Origin of the sequence: Rothia sp. HMSC072B04, from assembly GCF_001813725.1 — a bacterium.
Lineage (GTDB): Bacteria > Actinomycetota > Actinomycetes > Actinomycetales > Micrococcaceae > Rothia > Rothia mucilaginosa.
This window is the reverse complement of the sequence record NZ_KV813811.1, coordinates 37,008-62,089: the sequence shown is the minus strand read 5'-3', so window position 1 is coordinate 62,089 and position 25,082 is coordinate 37,008. Positions and strand designations below refer to the sequence as shown.

The following is a 25,082-nucleotide window of genomic DNA, read 5'->3' as shown; positions in this document are numbered from 1 at the left end:
ACGGTTCGGTGTAGACTCCTCCCCGTTCTTAGACACCGGCCAGAATGAATAAAAGGGCAGTGCTGAGTGCATGAGCGGTGCACATATAGAGAAACACCAGGTCACCGTTTCCCAACCACGCACACCTGAAGCACCACATTTTCCGCTTCACAGCTGAGGCGGCAGTGTAGCACCTGATGAGCCCCGCCTCCGGGGAAACATCAGCCCGGCACAGCCTGCCGCCCCGCGCGCGGTAGGGGAGCGAGCACCTGAACTAACCACACCGAAGGACACTGATGTCTACTCATATTTCTCGCCGCAGGGTCGTTGCGGGTGCCGCGTGGGCAGCCCCCGTCATCGCCACCTCGGCTGCTGTTCCCGCGTTCGCTGCATCCCTGGACTGCGTCTTTGCCGAAAGCCCCCACAAGTTCTTGAGGGGATATAGTGACTATCGTGTAGAAGAGGAATTCACCGTCCCCGCTAACGTGCATAGGATCCGCTTCGATATTTTTGGTGGTGGCGGAGTCAGCGACACCGGCCACGAAAGCGGCTCGGGTGCCCGCGCGATTGGAATCGTTGAGGTGAAGCCGGGCCAGACGGTTCGTGTCATTGCTGGTGGCGGCTCCGGTGACGCCCGCACTCCCTATCCGTTTGGTCTTAAGACTGGCGGCCCGGCACGAGGCGGGCGTGGCTACGGCGACGGCGGCGACGCACCTCGATTCACCATGCCTGCCGAAGTGGTGGCTGAAGTGACCAAACGCTACCCGGGCGCCCTTAACTGGAGGGAACTTAAAGACGGTCCTAAGGGTACCGTTGAAGTTTATGGACACCCCGGTGGCGGCGCCTCGGCACTGCTGATTGACGGCGAAGTCATCGCTGTCGCCGGTGGTGGCGGTGGCGGAGGCATCACGTACTCCTACACCTCAGCGCCTCATGCTAAGCATTTCCCCGCTGTTCTTGATGCGAGCGTGACGAAGAATTACCACCCGACCGATCCGCCCATCCGCAGCTTTGCGGGTAGCGGTTTGAGCACTCGCGGCGAGGACGCCACTACGGGCACCCAGTTCTACACCCACAGCCTGAACACTAAGGTATCTGTTGACGGCGGTAAGGGTGGAAACAATGGCGCCGGTGGAGCGGGCGCTGCTAAGCCCGAGGTGCCGACCGGTAGCCCCAACCATATCTTTAGCTACGACAGCCAGAATAACCAGGTGCTGTACAGCTCTTCGGCCGCAGGTAACGCGGGCGGCTCCGGCTTTAAGGCTAAGGGCGGTAACGGCGCTGTCGCTTATAGCTACCAGCTCGACAATAACGACCCGAAGAACCTTGAAGTACTGACTCTGCCCGGCGGCGAGCGCATCGAATTCTCTGCTGAGGAGACCGCTGCTGAGTTCAACGGCTACCAGTTCGCAATGTCCGGAGGCGGTGGCGGCGGCTACGGAGGTGGTGGTTCGGGTGCTGCACTGGCGCTGTCTGCTATTACGACCATTCAGAAGTGGAATAACAACCCTGCGGGTATCCGCCAGAGCGTGAGCTACCTGCAGTTCTCCGGTGCCGGTGGTGCGGGTGGTTCGTACCTGTCGCCGCGTGTTATTCAGGGTGAACTCTCTAACTCTATGAACTCGATGAGGACCGGCATTAACGTCTATGACGGCGAGGCCAAGGTGTACCTCTGCGAGACTAAGGGTTAGTCTAACGCCCTCTGAAGGTTGAGGGGTAGAAAAGCCTGCGAGTGTATGCGCTCGCGGGCTTTTTCGCGCCCGGAAACGTCGGCTCCAGCTACGCCATTAGCCCGGTCTGCGGCCTGGAATGGGTACGCGGCGGCTCCGGCGTGGTGAACGCGGTTTCGGCAATCATCATCTCGCAGCAGTGGTGCAACAACCCGAAGAACCCGCGCCGTGCGGTCGGCTACGTTCAGCAGGGCGGCGCCGGTGGCGCTGGCGGATCCTACCTGGCGCCGAGCGTGCGTAATGGCGCAATCGTTGGCACTAAGGAGGTGCCGGCTGGCCCGAACGTGCGCGTGAACGGCATGGCGGAGGTCAGCTTTAAGTAAGCGGCTCAATCTGCTACATAACCGCAGAGGTTTCATGACCTCGGCTGGTTGCAGGCACGATAAGTTATGGGCACGCTAGAGGCGGGGAGCCTGGGATAGTACATCCCAGGCTCCCCGTCTCTGTATATTCAACGCCCGCCTTGAAATGGCGAGTTACCTACAGTGATAGTGGAGGTTAGAGAACCTCAACCACCTCGACGCCCTCATCTTCAAGCTCGGCAACTACGTCGTCAAGCTTGTCCTCGTGCACGGGCGCGGTCAGGTCAACCAGAACGCGAGTCTCGTAGCCTGCATCGACCGCATCGCGAGCGGTTGCCGACACACAATAATCGGTGGCGATACCGACAACATCGACGAACTCGATACCGCGCTCATCCAGCCACTCCGACAGGGGAGTCTGCGGGCCGTCCTCGGACGCATCCACACCGGGCTCGTGCTCGCCGGTTGCGACCTCATCCTCGGGTGCCAGAAGACCCTCAAAACCCGAGTAGGCTGCCTCGAAGCGGCCCTTACGGAAGTACGCCTCAATGTAGTCGGTGTCCAGGTTCTCGTGAATCTGCGAGCCTTCGCTCTTGGCGACGCAGTGCACCGGCCAGGAGTCAACGTAGTCGGGGGTGTCAGAGAAGTGCGAGCCCGGATCGATATGCCAGTCCTGGGTGGCAATAATCGCGTCGTAGCGGTGGTGGTTGTTCTCCACGTATTCGCTAATCAGCGCGGCAACGTCCGCACCGCGCTCGGTGGCGAGGGCGCCGCCGGCGCAGAAATCGTTCTGCACGTCAACAATAATCAGTGCCTTAGACATGTCTGTCCTTTACAAATAGGAATGAGTTTTCACTCTGATTCGCCGAGTGAAATTCGCCGAGTGAAAACAGTATCTCAGAAGGGTGGTTTAGATGAACTCGGTCGGAATGATCGGCTCACCCTCCGAGAGGCGGCGGGCGGCCTCGGGAAGCTCAGCCAGGGAGGCAGCGTGGCGGGCGGTTGCGCGGCGCACGCCTTCCTCGCCGGTGAAGCCGGGCAGCAGTTCGCCGTTGCGGACGAAGTCCACCATGAGCGGGCGGGTGTCCTCGAGCAGGTTCGGGTCCTCGTGGGTGCCCAGAACCTCGGCGGTCGCAATGCCCATGCCGTTGAGGCGGCGGGCCGCACGCTTGGCGCCACCGATGGACGCCTTGCCAGCCGATGCCTTAGCGACCGGCTGCATTTCGCCAGTGGCATTCTCACGCTCAACAACCTTGTACACCATGGAGGAAGTCGGCGCACCGGAACCGGTGACCAGCTTGGTGCCCACGCCGTAGGAGTCCACGGGGGCTGCCGCCAGGGAGGCGATGGCGTACTCGTCCAGGTCGCTGGTGACGGTGATCTTGGTGTTAGTGTTACCGAGCGAGTCGAGCAGTTCACGCACGCGGGCCGCGGTGGCGACCAGGTCGCCGGAGTCCAGGCGCACGCCGCCGAGCTCTTCGCCAGCCAGTTCCACGCCGAGGCGGACCGCCTCGTCCACATCATAGGTGTCGACGAGCAGGGTGGTGCGGGCGCCGAGGGAACGCAGCTGCGCCTCGAATGCTTCACGTTCGCTGTCGTGCAGCAGGGTGAAGGCGTGGGCGCTGGTGCCGATGGTGTGCAGGCCGTAGCGCAGACCGGCCTCCAGGTTGGAGGTGCCCGCGAAGCCGGCGATAACGGCGGCGCGTGCAGCGGAGACGGCGGCGCGTTCGTGGGCGCGGCGCGAACCCATTTCGAGGCAGGGTCGGTTGCCTGCGGCGGCGCTCATTCGGGAGGCGGCGCTCGCCACGGCGGAGTCAAAGTTCAGGATGGACAGCAGGTAGGTTTCGAGGACGCACGCTTCGGCGAAGGTGCCTTCGACCTGCATGACGGGGGAGTGGGGGAAGAATGCTTCGCCTTCTGCGTAGCCGCGGATGTTGCCGCTGAAGGTGAAGGATTCGAGGTAGGAGAGGGTTTCTTTGTTGACGATGTTGCGGGAGGAGAGGAAGGAGAGTTCTTCGTCGTTGAAGCGGAAGTTAGCGAGGCCTTCGAGGAATCGGCCGGTGCCTGCGAGGACGCCGTAGCGGCGGCCCGCGGGCAGGCGGCGGGTGAAGACTTCGAAAGTGCACTTACGGTTGGCTGCGCCGGAGGCGAGTGCCGCCTGGAGCATGGTCAGTTCGTAGTGGTCGGTGAGAAGGGAAGTAGTAGCCATGTGTTTATTGTAGTGGGGGATTAGGGTATTTTTCCTCTTGAGTCGGCGTGTCAATCACTACATAAAGTATTCTTGACTCTAAGTGCTGTAGTATGACAAATTACCAGCACTCTGTGCGGGAGCAACGCAGGACGAACACCGCAGTAGCGCAGGATGAACACAGAGGCAACACTGGAGCTACGCAGGGGGGGGGCAACATATACCCGCCCGTATAATCAAAGGGAACCGGCCGCAAAGGAAACCAATGAACACTACCGCCGTGACCCTCTCCACCGGAACCCTCGAGGACACCGACCTCGACACCGCCCTGGAGAACATCCTCGCCACAGACACCCCCTGGAATGTCATCGTCTGGAACGACCCCGTCAACCTTATGACCTACGTGTCCTACGTCTTCCGTAGCCACTTCGGCTACTCCCGCGCCCGCGCCGAAGAACTCATGCTGCAGGTGCACAATAACGGCAAGGCAATCGTCTTCACCGGCTCACGCGAAGACGCCGAAAAACACACCCAGGCAATGCACGCCTGGGGCCTGTTGGCAACCTTCGAGAAAGTAGAAAACTAATGGCGCGACCCTTCCGCCGCACCCCCGGAGGCTACACCGCCTCCTTCGAACCCGCCGAACGCGACCTGATCCGCGAACTCGCCGAAGACGTACGCGCGCTACTGCGCCCGGCAGATACCACCGCCGACGGCGGCACCGTCGACCCGCTGGAGGCGCTGGTCGGCATCACCGAAAACCCTGCCATCCCCGCCGATAGCGCCGTGGCACGCCTGCTGCCCGCCGCAAGTAGCGACGACGAAGCCGCCACCGAGTACCGCCGCTACACCGAACGCGACCTGCGCGAAACCAAACGCGCGAACCTCGCCATGCTCGCCTTCGACATTGAATCCAGCGACCTGCGCCTGAATGAGGAGCACGCCCGCGCCTGGGCTGCCGCGCTCGGCGATATTCGCCTGGTGCTCGCCGACCGCCTCTACATCGTGGACGAAGACACCGCCGAAGACATTGCGGCGTTCACCGACCCCTCCGAAATCGAAACCCAAGAAGAGTACATGGCAGTGGTGTACAACTTCGTCTCCTGGGTTCAGGACTCGCTCATGCTCGCCATGCTCGACGGCCTGGACGACGAAGAATAGGAAGCACCCGGCGGAGCACCTGGCGGGGCAGACGAGCAAGAATAGAACGAATTTTTCGAATTACCCCTCAAACTATCGTCATATACAACCACATAATGGTGGTTCTCGACTCATCTAACCGCCGAACGAACTAAAAGGGTAATCTTAGCGAGTTAGCATAGAACGTGGTACCCGACCGATAACGAAGTGTAGGTGACACATGAGTGACAGCATCGACGCAACAAATCCCTACCGTGCCCGCACCCCCTGGGGAAGCCCCGCGCCCGTAGGCCCCACCGCCGCGGCACCCATCGGCGTCTTCGACTCCGGCGTTGGCGGACTCACCGTGGCACGCGCCATCATGGACCAGCTGCCTCACGAACGCATCATCTACGTCGGCGACACCGCCCACGGCCCCTACGGCCCCCTCAAAATCGCAGAAGTACGCGCCAATGCCCTGCGCATCATGGATGAACTCGTCGACTCCGGCGTGAAAATGCTCGTCATCGCCTGCAACACCGCCTCCGCAGCGGTGCTCCGCGACGCCCGCGAACGCTACACCCGCCAGTACGGCATTCCCGTCATCGAGGTGATTCAGCCCGCCGCCCGCCGTGCGCTCGCCGCAACCCGCAACCGCAAGATCGGCGTGATCGCGACGGAGGCGACCGTCACCTCTCGCGCCTACGAGGACACTTTCGCGATTACCCCGAACCTTGAGGTGCACTCGGTGGCGTGCCCGCGCTTCGTGGAGTTCGTGGAGAAGGGTATTACCTCCGGCCCCGAGCTGCTGGAGACCGCCCGCGAGTACCTGCAGCCGCTCAAGGATGCCGGCGTGGACACCCTCGTGCTTGGCTGTACCCACTACCCGCTGCTGGCCGGCGTGATTTCCTACATTATGGGTGAGGACGTCACCCTGGTTTCCTCCGCGGATGAGACCGCGAAGGATGTGTACCGCGAACTGCTCAACCACGCCATTGAAAGCCCGGTCCCCGAGGAAAACCCGCACCACGAATTCCTCGCCACCGGCGAATCTGAGACGTTCTCGCAGCTGGCGCGCCGCTTCCTCGGCCCCGAGGTCACCAACGTTCGCCACACCAGCTCCGTGGCGGAACGCTACCCGACCGGCTCGCTGGCGGCACTCACCCCCGAAATGCTTGCGGCACACCGCAACATCACCCTCGACGAATCGGCAGATCCTGCAGAGGCAGCACACACTGTCGCGGGCACCGAATTTTCCGGCACCACCCCTAAGGACGACACCTCATGCGTCTAACCGTTATCGGTTGCACGGGCTCCTTTCCCGGCCCCGTCTCACCGGCTAGTTGCTACATGCTCACCGCCACGGACTTCGCGGGTCGAACCTGGCGCATCATCATGGACATGGGCAACGGCTCCCTCGGCATGCTCCAGCGCCATATCGACCTGAGCGATATCGACGCGATTCTGATTTCGCACCTGCACCCGGACCACTGCATCGACCTGTCCGGTCTGCACGTGGCGGTCAAGTGGGATCCGCGCGGCTGGCCCAAGGGCCGCATTCCGCTGTACGGTCCCGCCGCGATTAACGAGTACCTTTCGGCGACTCACGGCCTGGACCCGGATCCGGGCATGAGCACCGAGTTTGAGTACCACACCTGGACTGAGGGTGAGCCCGTGCAGATTGGTCCCTTCCGCGTGGAGCCGTTCCGCGTGGTTCACCCCTCGAAGGACCCGTACGCGCTGCGCATCACCTGCAACGATCGCGAGGGTCACACCGTGTTCTCGTACTCGGGTGATACCGACCTGTGCGAAGGCCTGGTCAAGGCTGCGCGCGGCGCTGACCTGTTCCTCTGCGAGGCGGCATACCAGGAGGGTCGCGACGACGCCCTGCGCGGTATTCACCTGACCGGCAAGCGTGCCGGCGAGGCCGCCACGGAGGCGGGCGTGCGTAACCTGCTGCTAACCCACTTGCCCGTGTGGAACGACCCGGACATCGCCCGCGCGGAGGCGCGCAGTGCTTTCTCCGGCCCGGTCGGCATTGCCGAAATGGCGGCAAGCTACCGCATCTACCCGCGCCCGACGGAGGCTCACCCGGTCACGTCCACCCTGAACGTGGTGGAGGTGCTCGATCCGCCGCTGAACACCGCGATCGCGCTGCCCAAGCCCGAGCTGGACTAGGCCAAACCCGAGCTAAGCTAAAACGAGCTGGACTAGTGCAAACTGCGCTCAGCTCCGCTTGCCTTTCGACATAGAGTCAACAGACAGACACAGATTCCGCAGACAGATTCAAGGAGAACCCATGACTGCAACCCGCGAAGACGGCCGCGCCCTCAACGAGCTGCGCCCCATCACCATTACCCGCGGCTGGTCCCGCAACGCTGAGGGCTCCGCCCTCATCGAGTTCGGCAACACCCGCGTGCTGTGCACCGCATCCTTCACTGAGGGCGTGCCGCGCTGGCTCAAGGGCGAAGGTAAGGGCTGGGTGACCGCCGAGTACGCGATGCTGCCGCGCGCCACCAACACCCGTTCTTCTCGCGAGTCGCTCAAGGGCCGCGTGGGTGGCCGCACCCACGAGATTTCTCGCCTGATTGGTCGCTCCCTGCGTGCGGTCATCAACATGGATGAGCTGGGCGAGAACACCATCGTGCTTGACTGTGACGTTCTGCAGGCTGACGGCGGCACCCGCACCGCTTCTATTACCGGCGCGTACGTGGCGCTGGCTGATGCTATTTCTTGGGCGAAGGAGCAGAAGATTCTGCCCGCTAAGGCGAACCCGCTGATCGATTCGGTGTCCGCAATTTCGGTGGGCATTATTGACGGCACCCCCATGCTGGACCTGCCCTACACCGAGGACGTTCGCGCCGAGACCGACATGAACGTGGTCGTCACCGGTAGCGGTAAGTTTGTTGAGGTTCAGGGCACCGCCGAGGGTGCGCCTTTCGACCGCGACGAGCTCAACAGCCTGCTCGACCTGGCGCTGGAAGGCACCGCTGAGCTGGCTCAGATTCAGCGTGAAGCATTGGCACACTAACCCGTCCCAGTAACTAGTTCCGTCGACAAGGAGAAACTATGGCAGACGCAAAGATCGTTCTGGCAAGCCACAATAAGGGCAAGCTCAAGGAACTGCGTGAAATTCTGCGCGGACGCATTGACGGCCTGGACGTTGACACCCAGGTGGTTGACGCCTCCAGCGTGAACGCACCCGACGTTCCCGAGACCGGCGTGACCTTCGCTGAGAACTCCCTGCTGAAGGCACGCGCTGTTGCCGAGGCAACCGGCCTGGTCGCTATTGCTGACGATTCCGGCCTGTCGGTGGATGTGCTCAATGGCGCTCCCGGTATTTTTTCGGCGCGCTGGGCGGGTAGCCACGGCGATGACTCCGCGAACCTGAACCTGCTGCTGGCTCAGCTGAGCGATATTTCTGCCGAGCACCGCGGCGCGAAGTTCTGCTGCGCGGCGTCGGTTGCCTCCCCGAGCGGTTTTGAGGCGGTCGAGTACGGCGAGCTGCCCGGCGAGTTGCTGACCGCACCGGCGGGGGAGGGCGGCTTCGGTTACGACCCGATTCTGCGTCCCGTGGAACTGAACGGTGAGAACGCCCTGTACGAGGGGCAGTACGCTGGCAAGTCGTGCGCTGAGATTCCCGCCGAGATTAAGAACTCGATTAGCCACCGTGCGCGTGCTTTTGAGGCGCTGATTCCTCAGATTGCTGCCGCGTTGGTCTCCTAAAACCGCTGTCTAAAACAGTCGCTGAGGCGCCAGAGCTTACTCGGTCTGCTTGTCTCACTGTGCCGGTCTGATGGGTGAAAAGGCGGGGCTGGGTACGATTTTTTCGTGCATCCCCCTAAAATCCCCCACAGGGATACCAATTAAAGGCACAATAGGTAGAGAAGCTTTACCTCAAGGTTAGTGACACCAAAGAAACTCGTCTGCTGAAGGTACCTTCGGCAGGCGAGTTTTGCTATTGAAGAGCCTTTCAACGGTGCATCTGTCAACGGTGCATCTGTCCGACGCTTGCTGTCACCGACCGCGGTAGAAAAACCTGCAGCGAAAGAGACACACCGATGCTCATCCTTCTTCTGCTGATGGCACTCGCCCTTGCCGCCGGATGCTGGGCGTACTCCTACGTGTGGCGCGGACTGAACCGCCGCGTCATTGCCGCCGTGAAGGTGGTCGATCCGATGATTACGCTCGGCCCGTACGTCATGGCGGCGTGGGTGGCGTTCATGGCTCTGATTGCCACGAATATCTGGGCGACCGGAACCCTGCACACTGTGCTGACAATTATTTTCTGCGTGGTTGCCGTAGGTTGCCTCGGCTGGGCTGGATTCTGGTTGCTCATGCACTGTCTGGGCGGGCAGACCCCGGGCAAACGCCCGATGTGGTGGCGCGAGGCGGTTGCCGCGAAGTTCGCATGGCGTAACCTCTCCCGCATGCCCGCCTACCTGGGTGCTCGCACCAGCATCCTGCCGGTGGAGAACCCGCACCTGACCAAGCCGTATTCGGGATCGTGGACTCGCCCGCTTGGTGCGACCATGCCCGGGTACAGCTCCAACGGCGAGTTTATTGAGGGCTTTGACGAGTTCGGTCGCAAGATGCCGCATATCTACCCTGTAGGCCCTGAACCGACCATTTTTGAGATGGCGCGCTGGGGTAAGTCGGTCAGCTCCGATCAGCTACTGACGACTTTCCTGCCGACGGCTCCGTTTGAGCGTCTGCGTCTGCCCGGCACCATGACGGGCCCCTTCACCTTTGCGGGGGAGGTGCCGCACGGTGCGGTGACGAAGTGGCCTCGCCGTAGTGGTGCGAACCGCGCCTTCGGCTCCTACGCTCGTCTGGGTGAAATCACCGAACGCAAGGTGGAGCTGCTGGTCGACCATCGCATCATTGCGGCGTTGCAGACCACCCGCGAAAGCTACGAACGCCGCCACAGCTGGATGCTCGCCTTCACCGATATTGCAGACGGCGACTTCACGATGGACGCCGATGAGAATGGCAACCTGCGCATCACCTTCGGCATGATCACTGAGGGTTACGAGACTCCGTGGGTCTTCACCAGCACCCTGAAAGACAGCCCGCGTCTGCGCCGCAAGGTACGCCACGCCATGAGGGAACGCCGTGTGCTCAAGCAGAGCAGCGGCGAGCTGATGGACTGGTACTTCGTGCCGAAGCTCAGCGAATTCCCGCACGGCCCGGTCACGAATGAGCTTCCCGAAGAGTTCTACTTCAAGTCCAATATCATGGTCACGAACCGTCACGAGAGCTCCTCGCGCGCCTCGGGTGAGGCTCACTAGGGGAAGGAACGTGTGAGCAGAGCAGCGCATTAGCGGTGACTGTCTTAATCACTCTTTTCCCCAAGCCACGCTAGAATAGAGTTCCGAACGTTGAACGCTCTGCGGGGCACGACACGCGTCGTGCCCCGCTGTCGTTCTGCCCCCGTAGCACTTGAGCCGGACTCGCACTCCGCCCGGTGGCACGCGTTCACCACCGCAGACATATTCACCCGAAAGGATTCCCGTGGCGTCTTCGAACTACACCGCCCGTCACCTCTCCGTGCTGGAAGGTCTGGAAGCTGTACGCAAACGCCCGGGCATGTACATCGGCTCCACCGACTCCCGCGGCCTGATGCACTGCCTCTGGGAGATTATCGACAACTCGGTGGATGAGGCGCTCGCCGGTTTCGGTCAGTCCATTCAGGTCATTCTGTACCGTGACGGTTCGGTTGAGGTGCGCGATGATGGCCGCGGTATCCCCACCGATATTGAGCCGCGCACCGGTCTGTCCGGTGTGGAGGTCGTGTTCACTAAGCTGCACGCCGGCGGTAAGTTTGGCGGCGGCTCCTATAACGCCTCCGGTGGTTTGCACGGTGTGGGCGCCTCCGTGGTGAACGCGCTGTCTTCCCGCCTGGACGTGCAGGTAGACCGCGGTTCGAAGACCTACCAGATGTCTTTCCGCCACGGCATTCCCGGCTTCTTCGAGTCCGGCCGCACCCCCAAGCCTGATGACCCGTTCACTCCCGCAACCGAGGGCACTGACGCCCTGCAGATTGTGGGTCGCGCTAAGCGCGGCGTGACCGGCACCCGCGTGCGCTATTGGGCTGACCCGCAGATTTTCACCCCCGACGCCAAGTTCAGCTACGAGGACCTGGCTGCTCGTGCGCGCCAGACTGCATTCCTCGTTCCGGGTCTGCGTATTTGCATCCGCGATGAGCGCCGCCTGCCCGGCACCCCCGGCGAGTTGGAGCCCCACGAGGAAGTTTTCCAGTACGACGGCGGCATTAGCGAGTTCGTCGAGTTCTTGGCGCACGATGAGCGTATTACCGACACCTGGCGTTTTAGCGGCAGCGGCTCTTTCACCGAGACCGTGCCGGTGCTGGGTGAGGACGGCCGCTCGCAGCTGACTGACGTGGAGCGCGATTGCGAAGTGGACGTTGCGCTGCGCTGGGGTATTGGCTACGAGACGACGGTCCGCAGCTTCGTGAATATTATTGCCACCCCCAAGGGCGGTACTCACACGACCGGTTTTGAGCAGGGCCTGCTGCGCGTGATGCGCAAGCACCTTGCCGATAATGCCCGCAAGTACAAGGTGGGTAACGACAAGATTGAGAAGGACGACGTGCTCGCCGGCTTGACCGCCGTGCTGACCGTGCGTCTTGCCGAGCCGCAGTTTGAGGGTCAGACCAAGGAGATTCTGGGTACCCCGGCGGTTCGCCAGATCGTGTCGAAGGTCGTGGGTGATGCGCTGAAGGCTCGCCTGGAGTCGACCGCCCGTGCGGAGAAGGCTCAGGCGGCCGCTCTGTGCGAGAAGGTCGTCTCTGAGATGAAGACCCGCGTCTCGGCGCGCATCCATAAGGAAACTCAGCGCCGTAAGACCGCGCTGGAGTCTTCGTCCATGCCCACTAAGCTGGTGGATTGCCGTTCGACCAATGTTGAGCATTCTGAGCTGTTCATTGTGGAGGGTGACTCGGCATTGGGTACTGCGCGTCTGGCGCGTTCTTCTTCGTATCAAGCTCTGCTGCCGATTCGCGGTAAGATCCTGAACACTCAGCGTGCTTCGGTGACTGATGTGCTCGCGAATGCTGAGTGCGCGGCGCTGATTCAGGTCATCGGTGCAGGCTCGGGTCGTACTTTTGACTTGGATTCTGCTCGCTACGGCAAGGTCATTATGATGACCGATGCGGACGTGGATGGCGCCCACATTCGTACCCTGCTGCTGACCCTGTTCTACCGTTACATGCGTCCGCTGATTGAGGCGGGTCGCGTGTACGCTGCGGTTCCGCCGCTGCATCGCGTGGAGGTGGTGCGCCGCGGTAAGCCGAACGAGATGGTGTACACCTACTCGGAGAAGCAGCTGCATGAGCTTCTGGATTCTTTGCAGGAGCAGGGTGTGTCCTATAAGGAACCCATTCAGCGGTATAAGGGTCTGGGTGAGATGGACGCCGATCAGTTGGCTGAGACCACGATGGATCCGCGTCATCGTATGTTGCGCCGTATTCGCATTGAGGATGCGGAGGCTGCCGAGCGTGCGTTCTCCTTGTTGATGGGTTCTGAGGTGGCTCCGCGTAAGGAGTTCATCATTGCGGGTGCTCATCAGCTGGATACTGAGAGCATCGATATGTAGCTTGCGGTACCTTGCGGGGGAGCGGTGCCTGGCGTGTCACATTCCATGATTTTTCCGTGATAATAGTCACACTATTTCTTGAAAATCTCAGTAAAATCGGTATGGTTTAGGCAAATTTAAGCTTTGAGCACTACTTGAACCACCTGTCATATTCCGGGAATCTGTCACCAAAATTTTGCAGAAATAATGTAAAAACGCAAAGTTTCACCGTGGTTCCGAAACTACCTCGCAACCCCGCAATGCACCACAGTGCTTCGCCCCTCAATCTACCCGCGCGTCGGGGGATAACGTTCAACGTACCTTTAGCGAAACGTCAAACAATAAACGTCCATACTATGCACAGCCTACTCACAGCTTCTCAAGAAAACCCTGTACCTTAGAAGCATGAGAGACAGTGTGTCAGTAACTCTCGTATGCCCTCCATCGATGGCGGACTACCCGAAATCTGGCACAAACACACATTAAGTACACACATAGTAAGGACCTATCAATGGATCCCCTTGATTTTGGTAGGTGGCAGTTCGGTATTACCACCGTCTACCACTTCTTCATGGTTCCGCTGACTCTGGGTCTGGGCCTTGTTGTGACCTACCTGTACATTCGCTACGTTCGTACCAAGAAGGACGAATACAAGCGCATGACGAAGTTCTGGGGCAAGCTATACCTCATTAACTTCGCAATGGGTGTGGCCACCGGTCTGGTTCAGGAATTCCAGTTCGGCATGGCGTGGAGTGAATACTCCCGCTTCGTCGGCGACGTCTTCGGCGCTCCGCTGGCAATGGAAGGCCTCTTCGCCTTCTTCGTTGAGTCGACCTTCCTGGGTCTGTGGATCTTCGGTTGGGATCGCCTCAAGCCTGCTGTACACGCATTCTCGCTGTTCATGGCAGTCCTCGGCTCCTGGATTTCTGCATTCTTCATTCTGGTTGCAAACTCCTGGATGCAGCACCCCGTTGGTGCAGAAATGATTGACGGTCGTCCCCGTATGACCGACATCGGCGCTGTGCTGCTGAACCCCCTCGCATGGGTGACCTTCACTCACGTCATCACCTCCGCTATCCAGGTTGCCGGTGGCTTCCTGGTTGGTATCGCATGGTACAAGCTGTGGCGCCGCCGCAAGGACGGCATCGACAAGGTCGTTGACGGCAAGGTCGTTGTTGGTGAGTCCGACAAGGGCGCACGCGACAAGGCAGACTTCCAGGTCTGGTTCAAGTCCCTGCGCCTGGGCGCTGTTGTGGGCCTCCTCGCCTTCGCAGGTATCGGCGCGTCCGGTCACATTCAGGCACAGATGATGATTCACGAGCAGCCCATGAAGATGGCTGCTGCAGAAGCTGCGTGCCACGACGGCACCTCCTTCTCCGTTCTGACCGTCGGTGAGCTCGGCGCTCAGAGCTGTGACAAGATCACCCCCGTCATCGAGGTTCCCGGCGTGCTGTCCTTCCTGGCACACGACAACTTCGACACCCCGGTGAAGGGCATCCAGACCCTGCTGCCCGAGTACGAAGCTAAGTTCGGCACCAACCTGCCCAACAACCCGCTCTACGGTGAGCGCGCAGGTCAGAAGATTGACTACCTGCCCTCCCTCGAGGTCTCCTACTGGGGCTTCCGCGGCATGATGGGCCTCGGCGGAATCGTTCTGCCCTTCTACCTCTACGCACTGTGGGTAACCCGTAAGAAGGGCGTAGGCACCGTCCCCGAGTCCAAGCTGCTCAAGAACGTTGCTGTCTGGTCTATCCTGGCTCCCTTCTTTGGCATCGCACTGGGCTGGATCTTCACCGAAATGGGCCGCCAGCCCTTCGTTGTGGCTCCGAACCTTCAGGGTGATCCCTCGATCCACCTGTTCACCGCAGCAGCTATCTCCCCGGGTGTTTCCGGTGAAGAAATCCTCTTCTCCCTGCTCACCCTGGGCCTGCTCTACGGTGTGCTGATGGTGGTTGAGGTTTACCTGCTCATTAAGTACGTCAAGGCCGGTGTTGTGGCAGCAATGCCCGAGCTGGTTCAGTCGCACCACGAGGACGAGTCCAACGACAAGTCCAAGCGCGATGTGCTGGAGTTCGCCTACTAGGCGGGTAAGGATTGATTCACCATGAACTTTGATTTCAATATCTTTGCCGGTCAGCCTGGCCTGCCCACCCTCTGGTTTGTCGCCATTGGCGTCTTCCTCATCATGTACCTGATCCTCGACGGTTTCGATCTGGGCGTCGGTATGCTGATGGGTTCCAAGTTCACCAAGAACGAGAAGGAACGTCGTCTGCTGCTGAACATCATCGGCCCCGTCTGGGACGGTAACGAGGTGTGGATTGTGTCCGGCGGTGCTGCTATCTTCGCAGCATTCCCCATCTGGTACGCAGCCCTCTTCTCGGCTCTGTACATTCCTCTGACCCTCGCGCTGGTCTTCCTGATTCTGCGCGTGGTCGCAATTGAATACCGCGGTAAGAAGAACGACGAGAAGTGGATCCGTAACTGGAACATCGCTCTGTCTGTTTCTTCCTTCTTCATCGCGTTGCTCGTCGGTGCTCTGCTCGGTCTGACCTCCATGGGTCTGCCCATCAACGACAATGGTGACCGCGTCGGCGGCGCCTTCGCTTGGGTCTCCCTGCCGGTTCTGCTCGGCGGTCTGGGCTTCGTTGGCTTCTCCCTGGTTCAGGGTCTTGCCTTCGTCGCTCTGAAGACCGACGGTGACATCCGTGACCGTGCCCGCAACACCCTGGTACGCTGGTCTCCCGTCCTGCTGCTGCCGATCGTTGCATGGGTTCTGGCTCTGGACTTCACCACCGGTAACGGCGTCTCCTGGCTGTGCACCATCCTGGCTGTGGTTGCTGTTCTGATTGCTTGGATCTCCGCAAAGGGTGGCCGTGAGGGTCGCGCTTTCGCTGGTCTGTCCGTGTTCCTCGCATTCGGCGCGCTGGCAATCTTCACCGCAATGTACCCGAACGTTCTGCCCTCCACCCTGGACCCGGCATACTCGCTCACCATTGCGAACGCATCCAGCTCCGAGTACACCCTGGGTGTTATGACCTTCGTGACCTGTATGGGTCTGCCGGTCGTCTTCGTCTACCAGGCATGGACCTACTGGGTCTTCCGTAAGCGTCTGCACGTGGATCACATCCCCGACGCTCACGACGCTACCGAACTGGCTGAAATGCCGACCAAGTAGCATGTAGCTGTTTGAAGAATCCCCCGGATTTCTCTTTCGAGAAGTTCGGGGGATTTTTCTATGCCACCCAGAGGACTATTCCCTCAGAGGATATTCTCGCAGAGGATGCAGCTCTCGGCAGGCGAGTAGGCGCGCAAAAATTTTTGGTGCACACCCCCCCGAAATTCGAGCGCGACAGGGAGTAAAAAGTGTAATGTGGTGTACAACTCACTCCTATGAAAGGCGTTCAACGATGAAATCCCTCAACCGCAGCTCCACCGCAGCCGCCCCTCGCACTGGCATGAGCCGCCGCCTGCTCACCACGGGTGCCCTGCTCTGCATCGGCGTGCTCCCTCTGAGCGCCTGCTCGCTCTTCAACCCGCCGCTGGAACGTGACGAAAGCGTCCACGCCATCTTTGACGCGGAACAGGACATCGTGAAGATGCCCCTGGACGATTACTCCTACTACGAGCGCACCAACTACGAGTACACCGCCTTTCAGATTGCCATGAAGCAGTGCTTCGCCGAACACGGGCAGAACTACACCATCCAGGCTCCCTATTCTGAAAGCGCACCCCGCGGTGATTTGGGACGAAAGTACGGTCCCTGGAACGTCGAGTACGCCCAGAAGTACGGTTCTCAGAAGCGAGACCCCAACAACGCAGCCGCCCCTATCTCCTATAACTCGGGGGAGAGCATGAGCCCCGAGGACAAGCTTCGCACCGAATGCTACCCCAAGGCCCGCGAGACCCTGGAGGCCGCGGTGCCCGAAGGCAAGAGGCCCGAGAATGAAGGGCAGTCCACATCCAGTCGTATCTCCACCGAGGCGGGCAATGCCGTTTACGGTAGCAAACTGCACCGCGAGCTCGAAGAGAAGTGGAAGCAGTGCGTCTCAGACCGCGGCCTCACCCCTCGCTCGGCAGGCTCCGTCGCCGAGGAAACCCCGCTGGCTGAGCAGCTGAGCAAGAACGGCGGTTTCAACGAGCCCGCCTCCGAAGAAGAGATTCGCATCGCCACCATCCAGGCCGAATGTAACCAGCAGGTCGGCATGAGCAAGCAGCTCTACGACCTGGAAGCTCAGTACCAGATGCCGCTCATCCGCAAGTACCAGTCGCAGCTTGAACAGGAGCGCCAAGCCGACCGCGACCGCGACGAGAAGTTCAAGCAGTACGTTCTGGAGCACCAGTAACCCGAGCGTCCACGACCGGTTTTGACGTCGGATTTTAAAACCGAATTTTGATGCCGGGGAAAGACCGGTAATGGTGCGGGCCACCCGAGACACAGGCTCGGCGGGTAGCCCGCACCCGCGTAGAAAGACACCGCCATGACCACTCACTCACAGAACCAAAACAGCGGGCACCGCTTTAGCGAGCGCATCGCCCGACCCCGTGTGCTCCTGCTGCTGGCTATTCTCGCTATCGGCTCGCTCATGCTGTCCTTCTACCTGGGCACCCGCTACGCCGCCACGGGCCCCGACCCGACCGTGCAGGCAAAAACCGTGATCCCGGTCTGGGCTAAGGTTGAAGAACGCACCGTCAGTGAGGGACTAGCCATTGCCGGAACCACCAAGGCGGGAGAGACCGCCCCGATTAGCGCGCGCACCAACGGTGAGCCGGTGCTCGTCTACCAGAACCAGAAGCCCGGTAACGTGCTCAAGGCCGGTGACTTCATCGGCATTATTGGTGCCGACCCGGTCTTCGTGCTGGAGGGGCCGTTGCCGCTGTACCGCGACCTCAACCTGGGCGATAACGGCGACGACGTGCTCGCCTTCCAGAAGGCACTGAACTCCGCCGGGTACGCCACCGCGCAGAGTGGCACCGTCACCGAAGACACCCTCGACGCCGTAACGCGCCTGCACCGCGCGCACCTGACCGGCGTGCCCAGCGAAGGGGTCACCAGCATTGCCCGCAGCAACTACGCGATTCTGCCCGGCGGTAGCCACACCGTCACCGCGGTTGCGGCGGTCGGCCAGCTCATCAGCGACGGCAACCCCATCGCGAGCGTAGAAACCAGCGAACCCTACGTGGAATCCAGCGTTGAACTCGCCGTCGCGAACAAGCTCAAGGTCGGTGATCGCATTAGCCTGCGCACCTCCACCGGCAGCGTGGAAGGCACCATCACCAGCATTGGTGAGCTGCAGAACGACCCCTCCAAGGGTGCGGCAAAGAGCGTGCGATTCAGCGCCGACGACCCGAGCAAGCTCACTCCGGGGCAGAGCGCATCCATCACCAGTAAGGGCAACACCTCAACCACCCTCGCCGTGCCGACTACCGCGGTACGTCAGGATTCCCAGGGCACCTACGTGCTCGTTGAAAAGGGCGGAAGCTCCACCTCGACCAGCAAGGATGCGCCCGCCACCGAACGAGTCAACGTTGAGGTTCTACGCACCGCCGGCGGATACGCCGCAATCAACGCGAACCTCAGCACGGGACAGAAGGTGCTTGTCTCATGAGCCGCCGTAAGATAACCCCAGACACAAGCCCAGGACGTGCGCCTACAATTGCGCCCAACGTAGCGTCCGCAGCTACACCTGCCGCCGGACTCGGTACCGCACCCGCTATTGAAATGCACGGCATTACCCGTGTTTTCGAGGGGAGCGAACGAGCAGTCCTCGACCATCTCGACCTGGTGGTCGAACGCGGCGAATTCCTCGCCATTATTGGTCCGTCCGGATCCGGTAAATCAACCCTGCTCAACGCCATTGGCCTGCTAGACACGCCCACCAGCGGAACCTACAGCCTCTTCGGCAAAAACACGGAAGGACTCAGCGACAGAGAACGCGACGAAATGCGCCGAGACCACCTCGGCTTCATCTTCCAATCCTCAAACATGCTGCTGGACGAAACCAGCACGACCAACGCCTCCATGGGTCTGCGCGTGCAGGGCGTACCCTACAGCGAGCGCCTGCAACGCACCGAAGAAACCCTAGAATTTCTGGGGTTGAGCGACCGTGCCAGCATCCGCACCCGCTACCTTTCCGGCGGCGAGAAGCAGCGTTGCGCCATTGCTCGCGCCCTCGCCACGCGCCCGCCGCTGATTCTTGCCGACGAGCCCACCGGCAACCTGGACAGCCACAATAGCGCCAAGGTCATTGAGATTCTGCAGCGCATTAACGCGACCGGCTGTACCGTGCTGGTTATTACCCACGACCCGGAGGTTGCCGCCGCCGCCCGCCGCGTGATCCGCATTGAGGATGGGCAGCTGCACGAGCAGAGCCGCGCCGACTTGGCTACGGTGCCGGTCGCTGAGGTGCCGAGTACTGAGGTTGCACCGGTTGCAACGGACACCCCGGCAGAAGCCACGGTAGGTGCCCCGGTAGACGCCTCCGCCAGCCTCGCACCGGGGGAGAAGCCCGCTACGCACCGCCGCGGAAGCTTCCTCACCGACGACAGCATAGAGGCAATCTCCGCGCTCACCTCACGACCGCTACGCACCCTGCTACTGGGTCTGTCCTTCGCACTGGGCGTGGGCGGACTCATCAGCGCCTCCGGCATGAGCGAATCCGCCAGCTACCAGGTGAACCAGCGCCTGCTCGGATCCGAACAATCCACGCTCTACATCAGCGACAGGGATAATGATGAGAACGTGCTCGGAACCTACCGGCAGGGCGAATCCGCGCAGAATGTTGCCGACCGCATTAGCGCGCTGGACTACGTGAAGAACACCGGATTCGTCAGCAGCGTGGCGCCCGCCGACGTGCGAATCACCCGATTCAGCCCCTATGAGGACGAACCCAAAACGGCGATTGGCCTCAGCTCCACCTCGAAGACCCGGCTCGAGCAAATCGGTGCCCGCATGAACCCCGAAACCCTGCGTGCGCTCGAACAGATGAACTCGACCCTCACCCAGCAGAATGTTGCCGACCGTGAACGCGCCGAGCAGCTCTCCGGCGCTATCGTCTCGGTCTCCGCTGCCCGTGCCCTCGGCATTATTCCCGAAGATAAGGCTGCAGATAACGCCACAACCGAGCCCCGCCCCGGCGAGCTACCCGCCGTCGAGTACGGCATTAAGCTCGGCGGGCTGCCGCAGGTGGCACCCGGTGTGAGCATCTGGGTGGAAGGTCAGCTGATGCCGGTCGTCGGCCTTTTCGACCCCGGCAATAGCGGCTACGAATTCAGGAACACGGTCATTGTCTCGCCGGGCACACTTCAGCGCACCGGACGCGGCCAGGTGACCTACATTACCGAAACCGAACGGGGCTACGGCAAAGCGGTCGCCAAGGCAATTCCGCTGACCCTCAAGCCCGCTGAACCCAGCCAGATCAACGTGGAAACCCCCTCCGACCTGCAGAGCCTACGCGCGTCTATCGCCTCGGATCTGGGCCTGTACGTGGGTGTGCTCTCCGGTATTCTGCTGGTGCTCGCCTCCCTCTCGGCGGCAACCGCCATGTACCTGTCCGTGCAATCGCGCACCGCAGAGATTGCGCTGCGCCGCGCCATCGGATCGAGTAAATGGCTGATCGCCCGCATCTTCCTCATGGAGGGCGTCATGCTCGGTCTGCTCGGCGGCTCCATCGGCGCCTGCTCCGGCATGATTGCGACGATTATTCTTTCGCTCGTGCAGGGCTGGCAGGCGGTTCTCTCACCCGGATTCGTGGTGCTCGGCGTGGGCGTTGGCGCCCTTACCGGTCTGGTGTCTTCGGCATACCCGGCGTGGGTGGCATCCCGCAAGAGCCCCGCCGACGCGATGCGCGGCTAGAACTAGCGCTGGGTGAGGACCAGCCAATTATCCGAAACTTGACTGGTCAAATAGGTATTGGATAGCCCAACCCTTAAACTGATGGGAGGTAAAAACAGCAGAAGACTAAGGACAACACGTGAGTCGAACGCACACACCGCGTCATGCTGACAAACATCAGAACACCGAGGCACCAGAGGTGACCGAAGGAAAGCGCAACGACCGCGCTGACCGCCGCCCACCTCTGGGCCCTGACGCCCGTAAAACCCTCAGCACGTTCGGTATCATCACCGCCGTGCACACCATCGCGACGGTGCTTTTCAGCGCCGCCCTGGCTGTGATTATTGCCCGCGCGGCACACGCCGGTTTCGCCGCTGTTGCCGCCGAGCACGCGCGCCTCAAAGAGACGAGCGCCCCGGACGTGTACCGCGCCTACATTGAGTTCTCGGGCTCCGCACAGGCGCAGCTGGAGGCGCACGGCGGCTGGCTGCTCGGCCTCGGTGGTATCTTCGGTGACGCAGACACCATTACCCCCGGCCTGATTGCGGTCGCCGTGGCTGCGCTACTTGTCCGCTCGGGCACCGACTACCTGCTGGCTGTGAGCGCGCAGCGTGCCGCCTCCGGGGCGAAATCTCAAATTCGTTCCTCGCTGCTCAAGCGTGTGCTCGCCACCGGTGGTGCAGACACCCCCGAAGGTACCGGCGCGACCGCTGTGCTGCTGTCCCGTGGCCTGAACGCTCTGGATGACTACTACACCAAGACCCTGACCGCGTTCGTGTCTACCGCGATTGTGCCGTTCATCCTCTGGGTTGTTGTGGCGGCCCTAGACTGGATGAGCGCCATGGTGCTTGCCTGCACCCTGCCGCTTATTCCGGTGTTCATGATTCTGATTGGTAAGAACACCCGCGACGAAACCGCAGAAGCTCAGGCTGAACTGCACCGCCTCTCCGACCATATTCTGGAGCTGGTGCGCGGCCTGCCCGTCATTATCGGTCTGGGCCGTGAACGTGCACAGACCCGCTCCATGAACGCCCTCGGCCAGCGTTACCGTGAACGCACCATGCAGACTTTGCGTAGCGCCTTCATGTCTTCGCTCGCCCTGGAGCTCATCACCACCATTTCGGTGGCGCTGATTGCTGTGCTGATTGGTGTGCGCCTGGTCAACGGTACCCTGGGCCTGGACACCGCAATTCTTGTACTACTGCTGGCTCCCGAATGCTACCAGCCGCTGCGTGATGTGGGTGCCGCCTACCACCAGTCGGAGGACGGCGTTGCCGCCCTGCGTAGCGCCCAGAAGATTATTGATGCGCCCCTGCCCGCCGCCGCTGCGGACTCGAATGCGCAGGATTCGTCTGCACAGGATCCGGCAGCGCAGAAGGGCCAGCCTTCCACCATCGCCGTTAAGGACCTGTCGGTGAGCTACCCGGCGCGTCCTGCCGTGCTGACTAACCTGTCCCTGAACCTGGACCGTCGCGTTGGCAACACCCAGACTGAAACCGCCCAGGACGCACGCGGTGCAGTTATCGGCGTGATGGGTGAGTCCGGCTGCGGTAAGTCCACCCTGCTGAACGTGTTCTCCGGTGCCGTGCGCGAGGGTCTGGTGCCCACCGGCTTGGAGGAGCCCGTGCACCTGACCGGTAGCGTGACCGGTCTGGGAACCACCCTGGTTATTCCGCAGTCGCCGGTCTTCACCGCACCGACCGTGCAGACCGAAATGGCGCTCTACGCACTCAGCGCTACCGAGGCGGAGCGTGAGCGTGCAGCCGCTCTGCTCGGTGAAGCGATGGACTCCAAGAAGCTGTCCATCACCGATGCCGAGTCTGCGCTGCTGGTTGGCCCGCTGGTTCAGCTGGGCATGGAGAAGCTGACCGCCCTTGAACCCGGTGCCCTCAGTGCTGGTCAGGCGCGCCGCCTCGCCGTGGCACGTACCCTGGCTCGTGCCGAGGCTATCTACCGTGCCGGCGGTGAGCAGACCGTGCTGACCGTCCTGGTGGATGAGCCGACCGCGCACCTGGACGCCTACTCGGCATACCTGGTGACCCGCGCCCTGCACCGCCTGGCGGAACTTGGCGCAACCGTTCTGATCGTGACCCACGAGCAGGAGCTCGCCGCTGGCTGCGATATCCTCGTTCGTGCCGTGCAGACCGCCCAGGGCTACACATGGACCGCCGAGGCGAATACCGCCCGCGTTGCGGTTCCCGCGCAAGCCCCCGCGCACCTGCTCAAGGACAGGGAAGAGTACGAGGCTGAAAGCACCGCCCCGGCGGGCGCCTCCGTAGCTGCCGAGACCGAGGAAGCCGAGCCTGCCGGCCTGTTCGCAAGCCTGCGCACCCTGAAGGAACTGACCGGTATTGGTGTTCGCGCCGCAACCGGCCCGGTGATCATGGCTGCGATTACTTCCCTGATGGCTGCGGCACTGACCGCGCTGTCCGGCTGGCTGATTGTTCGCGCTGCCGAGGGCCCGGCAATGATGTACCTGATGGTCGCCATTGTGGGCGTGCGTTTCTTCGGCCTGGGTCGTGCCTGCGCCCGCTACGCTGAGCGTCTAATGACCCATTCGAAGGTTCTTGCCGCCGCAAATATTCTGCGTCTGCGCGCCTGGGTTGGCGCATGGCAGAGCGTGAGCAGCGTGCGTGCCCTGCTGCGTGGTGACGCGCTGCTCGAACGCCTCGTGGGCGGTATTGATGAGCTGCGTGACGGCGTGCCGCGCGTTATTATTCCGCCGGCTGCGCACCTGCTGGTCATGACCGCGGCGCTGATTACGACCGCGTGCATTCTGCCGCAGGCTCTGATCCCGGTTCTGCTTGCCGTGCTGGTCAGCACTTTTGTGGCTCCGTGGATTGTGCTCCGCGCTGATGCCCGTGCGGAGGCGCTGGCTCGCCGCTCCACCGCGCAGATGCTGCGCCTGGGTACCGGCATGCTCTCGGCGGCTGAGGATCTGCGCGCTAACGGCGTGGCAACCACCGCTGAGAAGGCTAACGGCGCCCTGGACGCCGAGAACCTGTCCGCCCTGCAGAAGGGCTCGACCGCTCAGGGCGTGGGCCGTACCCTCGTGACCCTGAGCTGGTTCGGTGCGGCTCTGGCGAGCGCAGTCATTGCGTACCCGCTGGCTGTTGACGGCACCGTGCGTGCCCCCGAAGCGGCGATTGTGGTGCTGCTGTGCACCGGCATGCTGGAAAGCTCTCTGGGTCATGTTGAGGCGGTCCGCTCCTGGCCCGCGTTCAGCCGCCTGCTCGCGACGATTTCCCCGAGCGTGCGTGACGTATCCCTGGAGGGTGTTGTTGCGACCTCGACCCTGAAGCGTTCCGTGCCGACCGAGGCTGAGGTGGACACCCACGTTCTGCCGCGTCGTGTTGAGCGTCTGCGTGCCCGCGCGGAGGCTGAGATGGAGGAGCTACTGGAAGCTGACCGTCAGCGTGCTCACCGCTTTGACCGCCCCGAATCTGACGCTAAGGCGGACTCTAAGGCTGTGCGCCCGCCGAAGCCCGGCGAACCCACCCTGGTCAGCTGCGGTACCCCGCAGGAGCTTGGCGTGAAGGTCACCGAACCCGCACTGAGCCTGCAGGACGCTGCCGCCCGCTGGCCCGGTATGGATCACCCGGTCTTCACCGACCTGAACATGAACGCTCGTGCGGGCTCCTGGACTGCGGTGACCGGCCCCTCCGGTTCCGGTAAGTCTACGGTGCTTGCAACCGTTCTGGGCTTTTTGCCGCTGGAGTCCGGCCGCGTGCTGGCTTCCGGTGAGGTCCTGGAAGGCGAGCAGCTGCGCGGCTACGCGGCATGGTGTCCGCAGGCGGCTCATATTTTCGAGTCGACCCTTGAGGGTAACCTGATGCTGGCTCGTGACCGTTCGGATCGCCCGAGTGAGGAAGAGCTGATTGAGGTTCTGCGCCGTGTGGGTCTGGGCGAGTGGTTTGACGCTCTGCCTCAGGGCCTGCGCACCCCGGTGGGTGCTGGCGGTTCCTTCCTGTCGGGTGGTCAGCGTCAGCGTCTGGCGGTGGCTCGTGCCCTGCTGGTGAACTCGCCGGTGCTGCTGCTGGATGAGCCGACCGCGCACCTGGATGCTGAGTCTGCCCGCGCGCTGATGGCTGACTTGGATGCGGCGACCCGCTCCAGCTCCGTGGCTACGGTTCTGGTGTCGCACCGTCCTGAGGATATTGCCCGCTGCGATGAAGTGGTTCGCCTCTAAACGCAGCTGAGCGTAGCCACTACGGGCGAGATTGAACGCAAGAAACTGCGAGGAATGCCCCGGTACTTCGTGAAAGTACCGGGGCATTTCTTTGTGCTCAGATAGTTCTGAGTGTTTATATCTCCGCGCGGATAGGTTCAGGTGTGGG

Annotated in this window: 18 protein-coding genes; 16 read left to right on the top strand and 2 right to left on the bottom strand. The window is 61.8% G+C overall.

Translation table 11 applies throughout. The annotated features are described in order from the left end of the window. The first annotated feature begins 275 nt into the window (after positions 1–275). Positions 276–1,670 carry a transcriptional initiation protein Tat gene (locus tag HMPREF2928_RS06885; RefSeq protein ID WP_070687936.1) on the top strand — a complete coding sequence of 465 codons (1,395 nt, stop codon included), beginning with the start codon at positions 276–278 and terminating at the stop codon, positions 1,668–1,670. 41 nt (positions 1,671–1,711) lie between these two features. Next, the gene (locus tag HMPREF2928_RS06880) at positions 1,712–2,032 is read left to right on the top strand and encodes a hypothetical protein (protein WP_070687934.1); all 321 of its coding nucleotides are present in this window, start codon (positions 1,712–1,714) and stop codon (positions 2,030–2,032) included. A gap of 175 nt (positions 2,033–2,207) precedes the next feature. On the opposite strand, the gene HMPREF2928_RS06875 is transcribed toward HMPREF2928_RS06880, so the two are convergent. Beyond that, positions 2,208–2,834, bottom strand: coding sequence for an isochorismatase family protein (locus HMPREF2928_RS06875; RefSeq protein ID WP_070687932.1), 627 nt, complete (start codon positions 2,832–2,834; stop codon positions 2,208–2,210). A gap of 87 nt (positions 2,835–2,921) precedes the next feature. After that, positions 2,922–4,220 carry a nicotinate phosphoribosyltransferase gene (locus HMPREF2928_RS06870; RefSeq protein WP_070687930.1) on the bottom strand — a complete coding sequence of 433 codons (1,299 nt, stop codon included), beginning with the start codon at positions 4,218–4,220 and terminating at the stop codon, positions 2,922–2,924. Positions 4,221–4,464: 244 nt separating this feature from the next. Here HMPREF2928_RS06870 and clpS point away from each other — a divergent pair, with 244 nt between their 5' ends. The 14 genes from clpS to HMPREF2928_RS06800 all read left to right on the top strand — a co-directional run bounded on the left by clpS (position 4,465) and on the right by HMPREF2928_RS06800 (position 24,934). Further along, positions 4,465–4,785: an ATP-dependent Clp protease adapter ClpS gene (gene clpS, locus HMPREF2928_RS06865; protein WP_070687928.1), complete on the top strand. Its 321-nt coding sequence runs from the start codon at positions 4,465–4,467 to the stop codon at positions 4,783–4,785. After that, positions 4,785–5,360, top strand: a complete 576-nt coding sequence (locus HMPREF2928_RS06860) for a DUF2017 domain-containing protein (protein ID WP_070687926.1) — start codon at positions 4,785–4,787, stop codon at positions 5,358–5,360. Before clpS ends, HMPREF2928_RS06860 begins: the two co-directional genes overlap by 1 nt. 199 nt (positions 5,361–5,559) lie before the next feature. Beyond that, positions 5,560–6,612, top strand: coding sequence for a glutamate racemase (gene murI / locus HMPREF2928_RS06855; protein WP_049350313.1), 1,053 nt, complete (start codon positions 5,560–5,562; stop codon positions 6,610–6,612). Beyond that, positions 6,603–7,496, top strand: a complete 894-nt coding sequence (locus HMPREF2928_RS06850) for an MBL fold metallo-hydrolase (protein ID WP_005507828.1) — start codon at positions 6,603–6,605, stop codon at positions 7,494–7,496. The genes murI and HMPREF2928_RS06850 overlap by 10 nt, the downstream gene beginning before the upstream one ends. Positions 7,497–7,617: 121 nt before the next feature. After that, a complete protein-coding gene (gene rph / locus HMPREF2928_RS06845) occupies positions 7,618–8,349 on the top strand; it encodes a ribonuclease PH (RefSeq protein ID WP_005506419.1) in 732 nt (243 codons plus the stop codon). Positions 8,350–8,387: 38 nt separating this feature from the next. Continuing rightward, positions 8,388–9,044 (top strand): non-canonical purine NTP pyrophosphatase, encoded by a 657-nt coding sequence (locus HMPREF2928_RS06840; protein ID WP_070687924.1) that lies wholly within the window; start codon positions 8,388–8,390, stop codon positions 9,042–9,044. A 335-nt stretch (positions 9,045–9,379) separates the two neighbouring features. Further along, positions 9,380–10,609 (top strand): RDD family protein, encoded by a 1,230-nt coding sequence (locus tag HMPREF2928_RS06835; RefSeq protein ID WP_012903735.1) that lies wholly within the window; start codon positions 9,380–9,382, stop codon positions 10,607–10,609. Between the two features lie 223 nt (positions 10,610–10,832). Then, entirely contained in the window at positions 10,833–12,935 is a 2,103-nt protein-coding gene (locus HMPREF2928_RS06830; RefSeq protein ID WP_070687922.1) for a DNA gyrase/topoisomerase IV subunit B, read from the top strand. Between the two features lie 490 nt (positions 12,936–13,425). Beyond that, a complete protein-coding gene (locus HMPREF2928_RS06825) occupies positions 13,426–14,997 on the top strand; it encodes a cytochrome ubiquinol oxidase subunit I (protein ID WP_005507833.1) in 1,572 nt (523 codons plus the stop codon). Between the two features lie 21 nt (positions 14,998–15,018). Beyond that, positions 15,019–16,089, top strand: coding sequence for a cytochrome d ubiquinol oxidase subunit II (cydB, locus tag HMPREF2928_RS06820; protein ID WP_070687920.1), 1,071 nt, complete (start codon positions 15,019–15,021; stop codon positions 16,087–16,089). Between the two features lie 232 nt (positions 16,090–16,321). Then, entirely contained in the window at positions 16,322–17,257 is a 936-nt protein-coding gene (locus tag HMPREF2928_RS06815) for a multidrug transporter (protein ID WP_083311397.1), read from the top strand. 135 nt (positions 17,258–17,392) lie between these two features. Then, on the top strand, positions 17,393–18,520 hold the full coding sequence (locus HMPREF2928_RS06810; RefSeq protein ID WP_070687918.1) for an efflux RND transporter periplasmic adaptor subunit: 1,128 nt from the start codon (positions 17,393–17,395) through the stop codon (positions 18,518–18,520). 113 nt (positions 18,521–18,633) lie between these two features. Next, positions 18,634–20,766, top strand: a complete 2,133-nt coding sequence (locus HMPREF2928_RS06805; protein ID WP_246823579.1) for an ABC transporter ATP-binding protein/permease — start codon at positions 18,634–18,636, stop codon at positions 20,764–20,766. Positions 20,767–20,944: 178 nt separating this feature from the next. After that, positions 20,945–24,934 carry a thiol reductant ABC exporter subunit CydD/CydC gene (locus tag HMPREF2928_RS06800; RefSeq protein ID WP_246823578.1) on the top strand — a complete coding sequence of 1,330 codons (3,990 nt, stop codon included), beginning with the start codon at positions 20,945–20,947 and terminating at the stop codon, positions 24,932–24,934. The last annotated feature ends 148 nt before the right edge of the window (positions 24,935–25,082 follow it).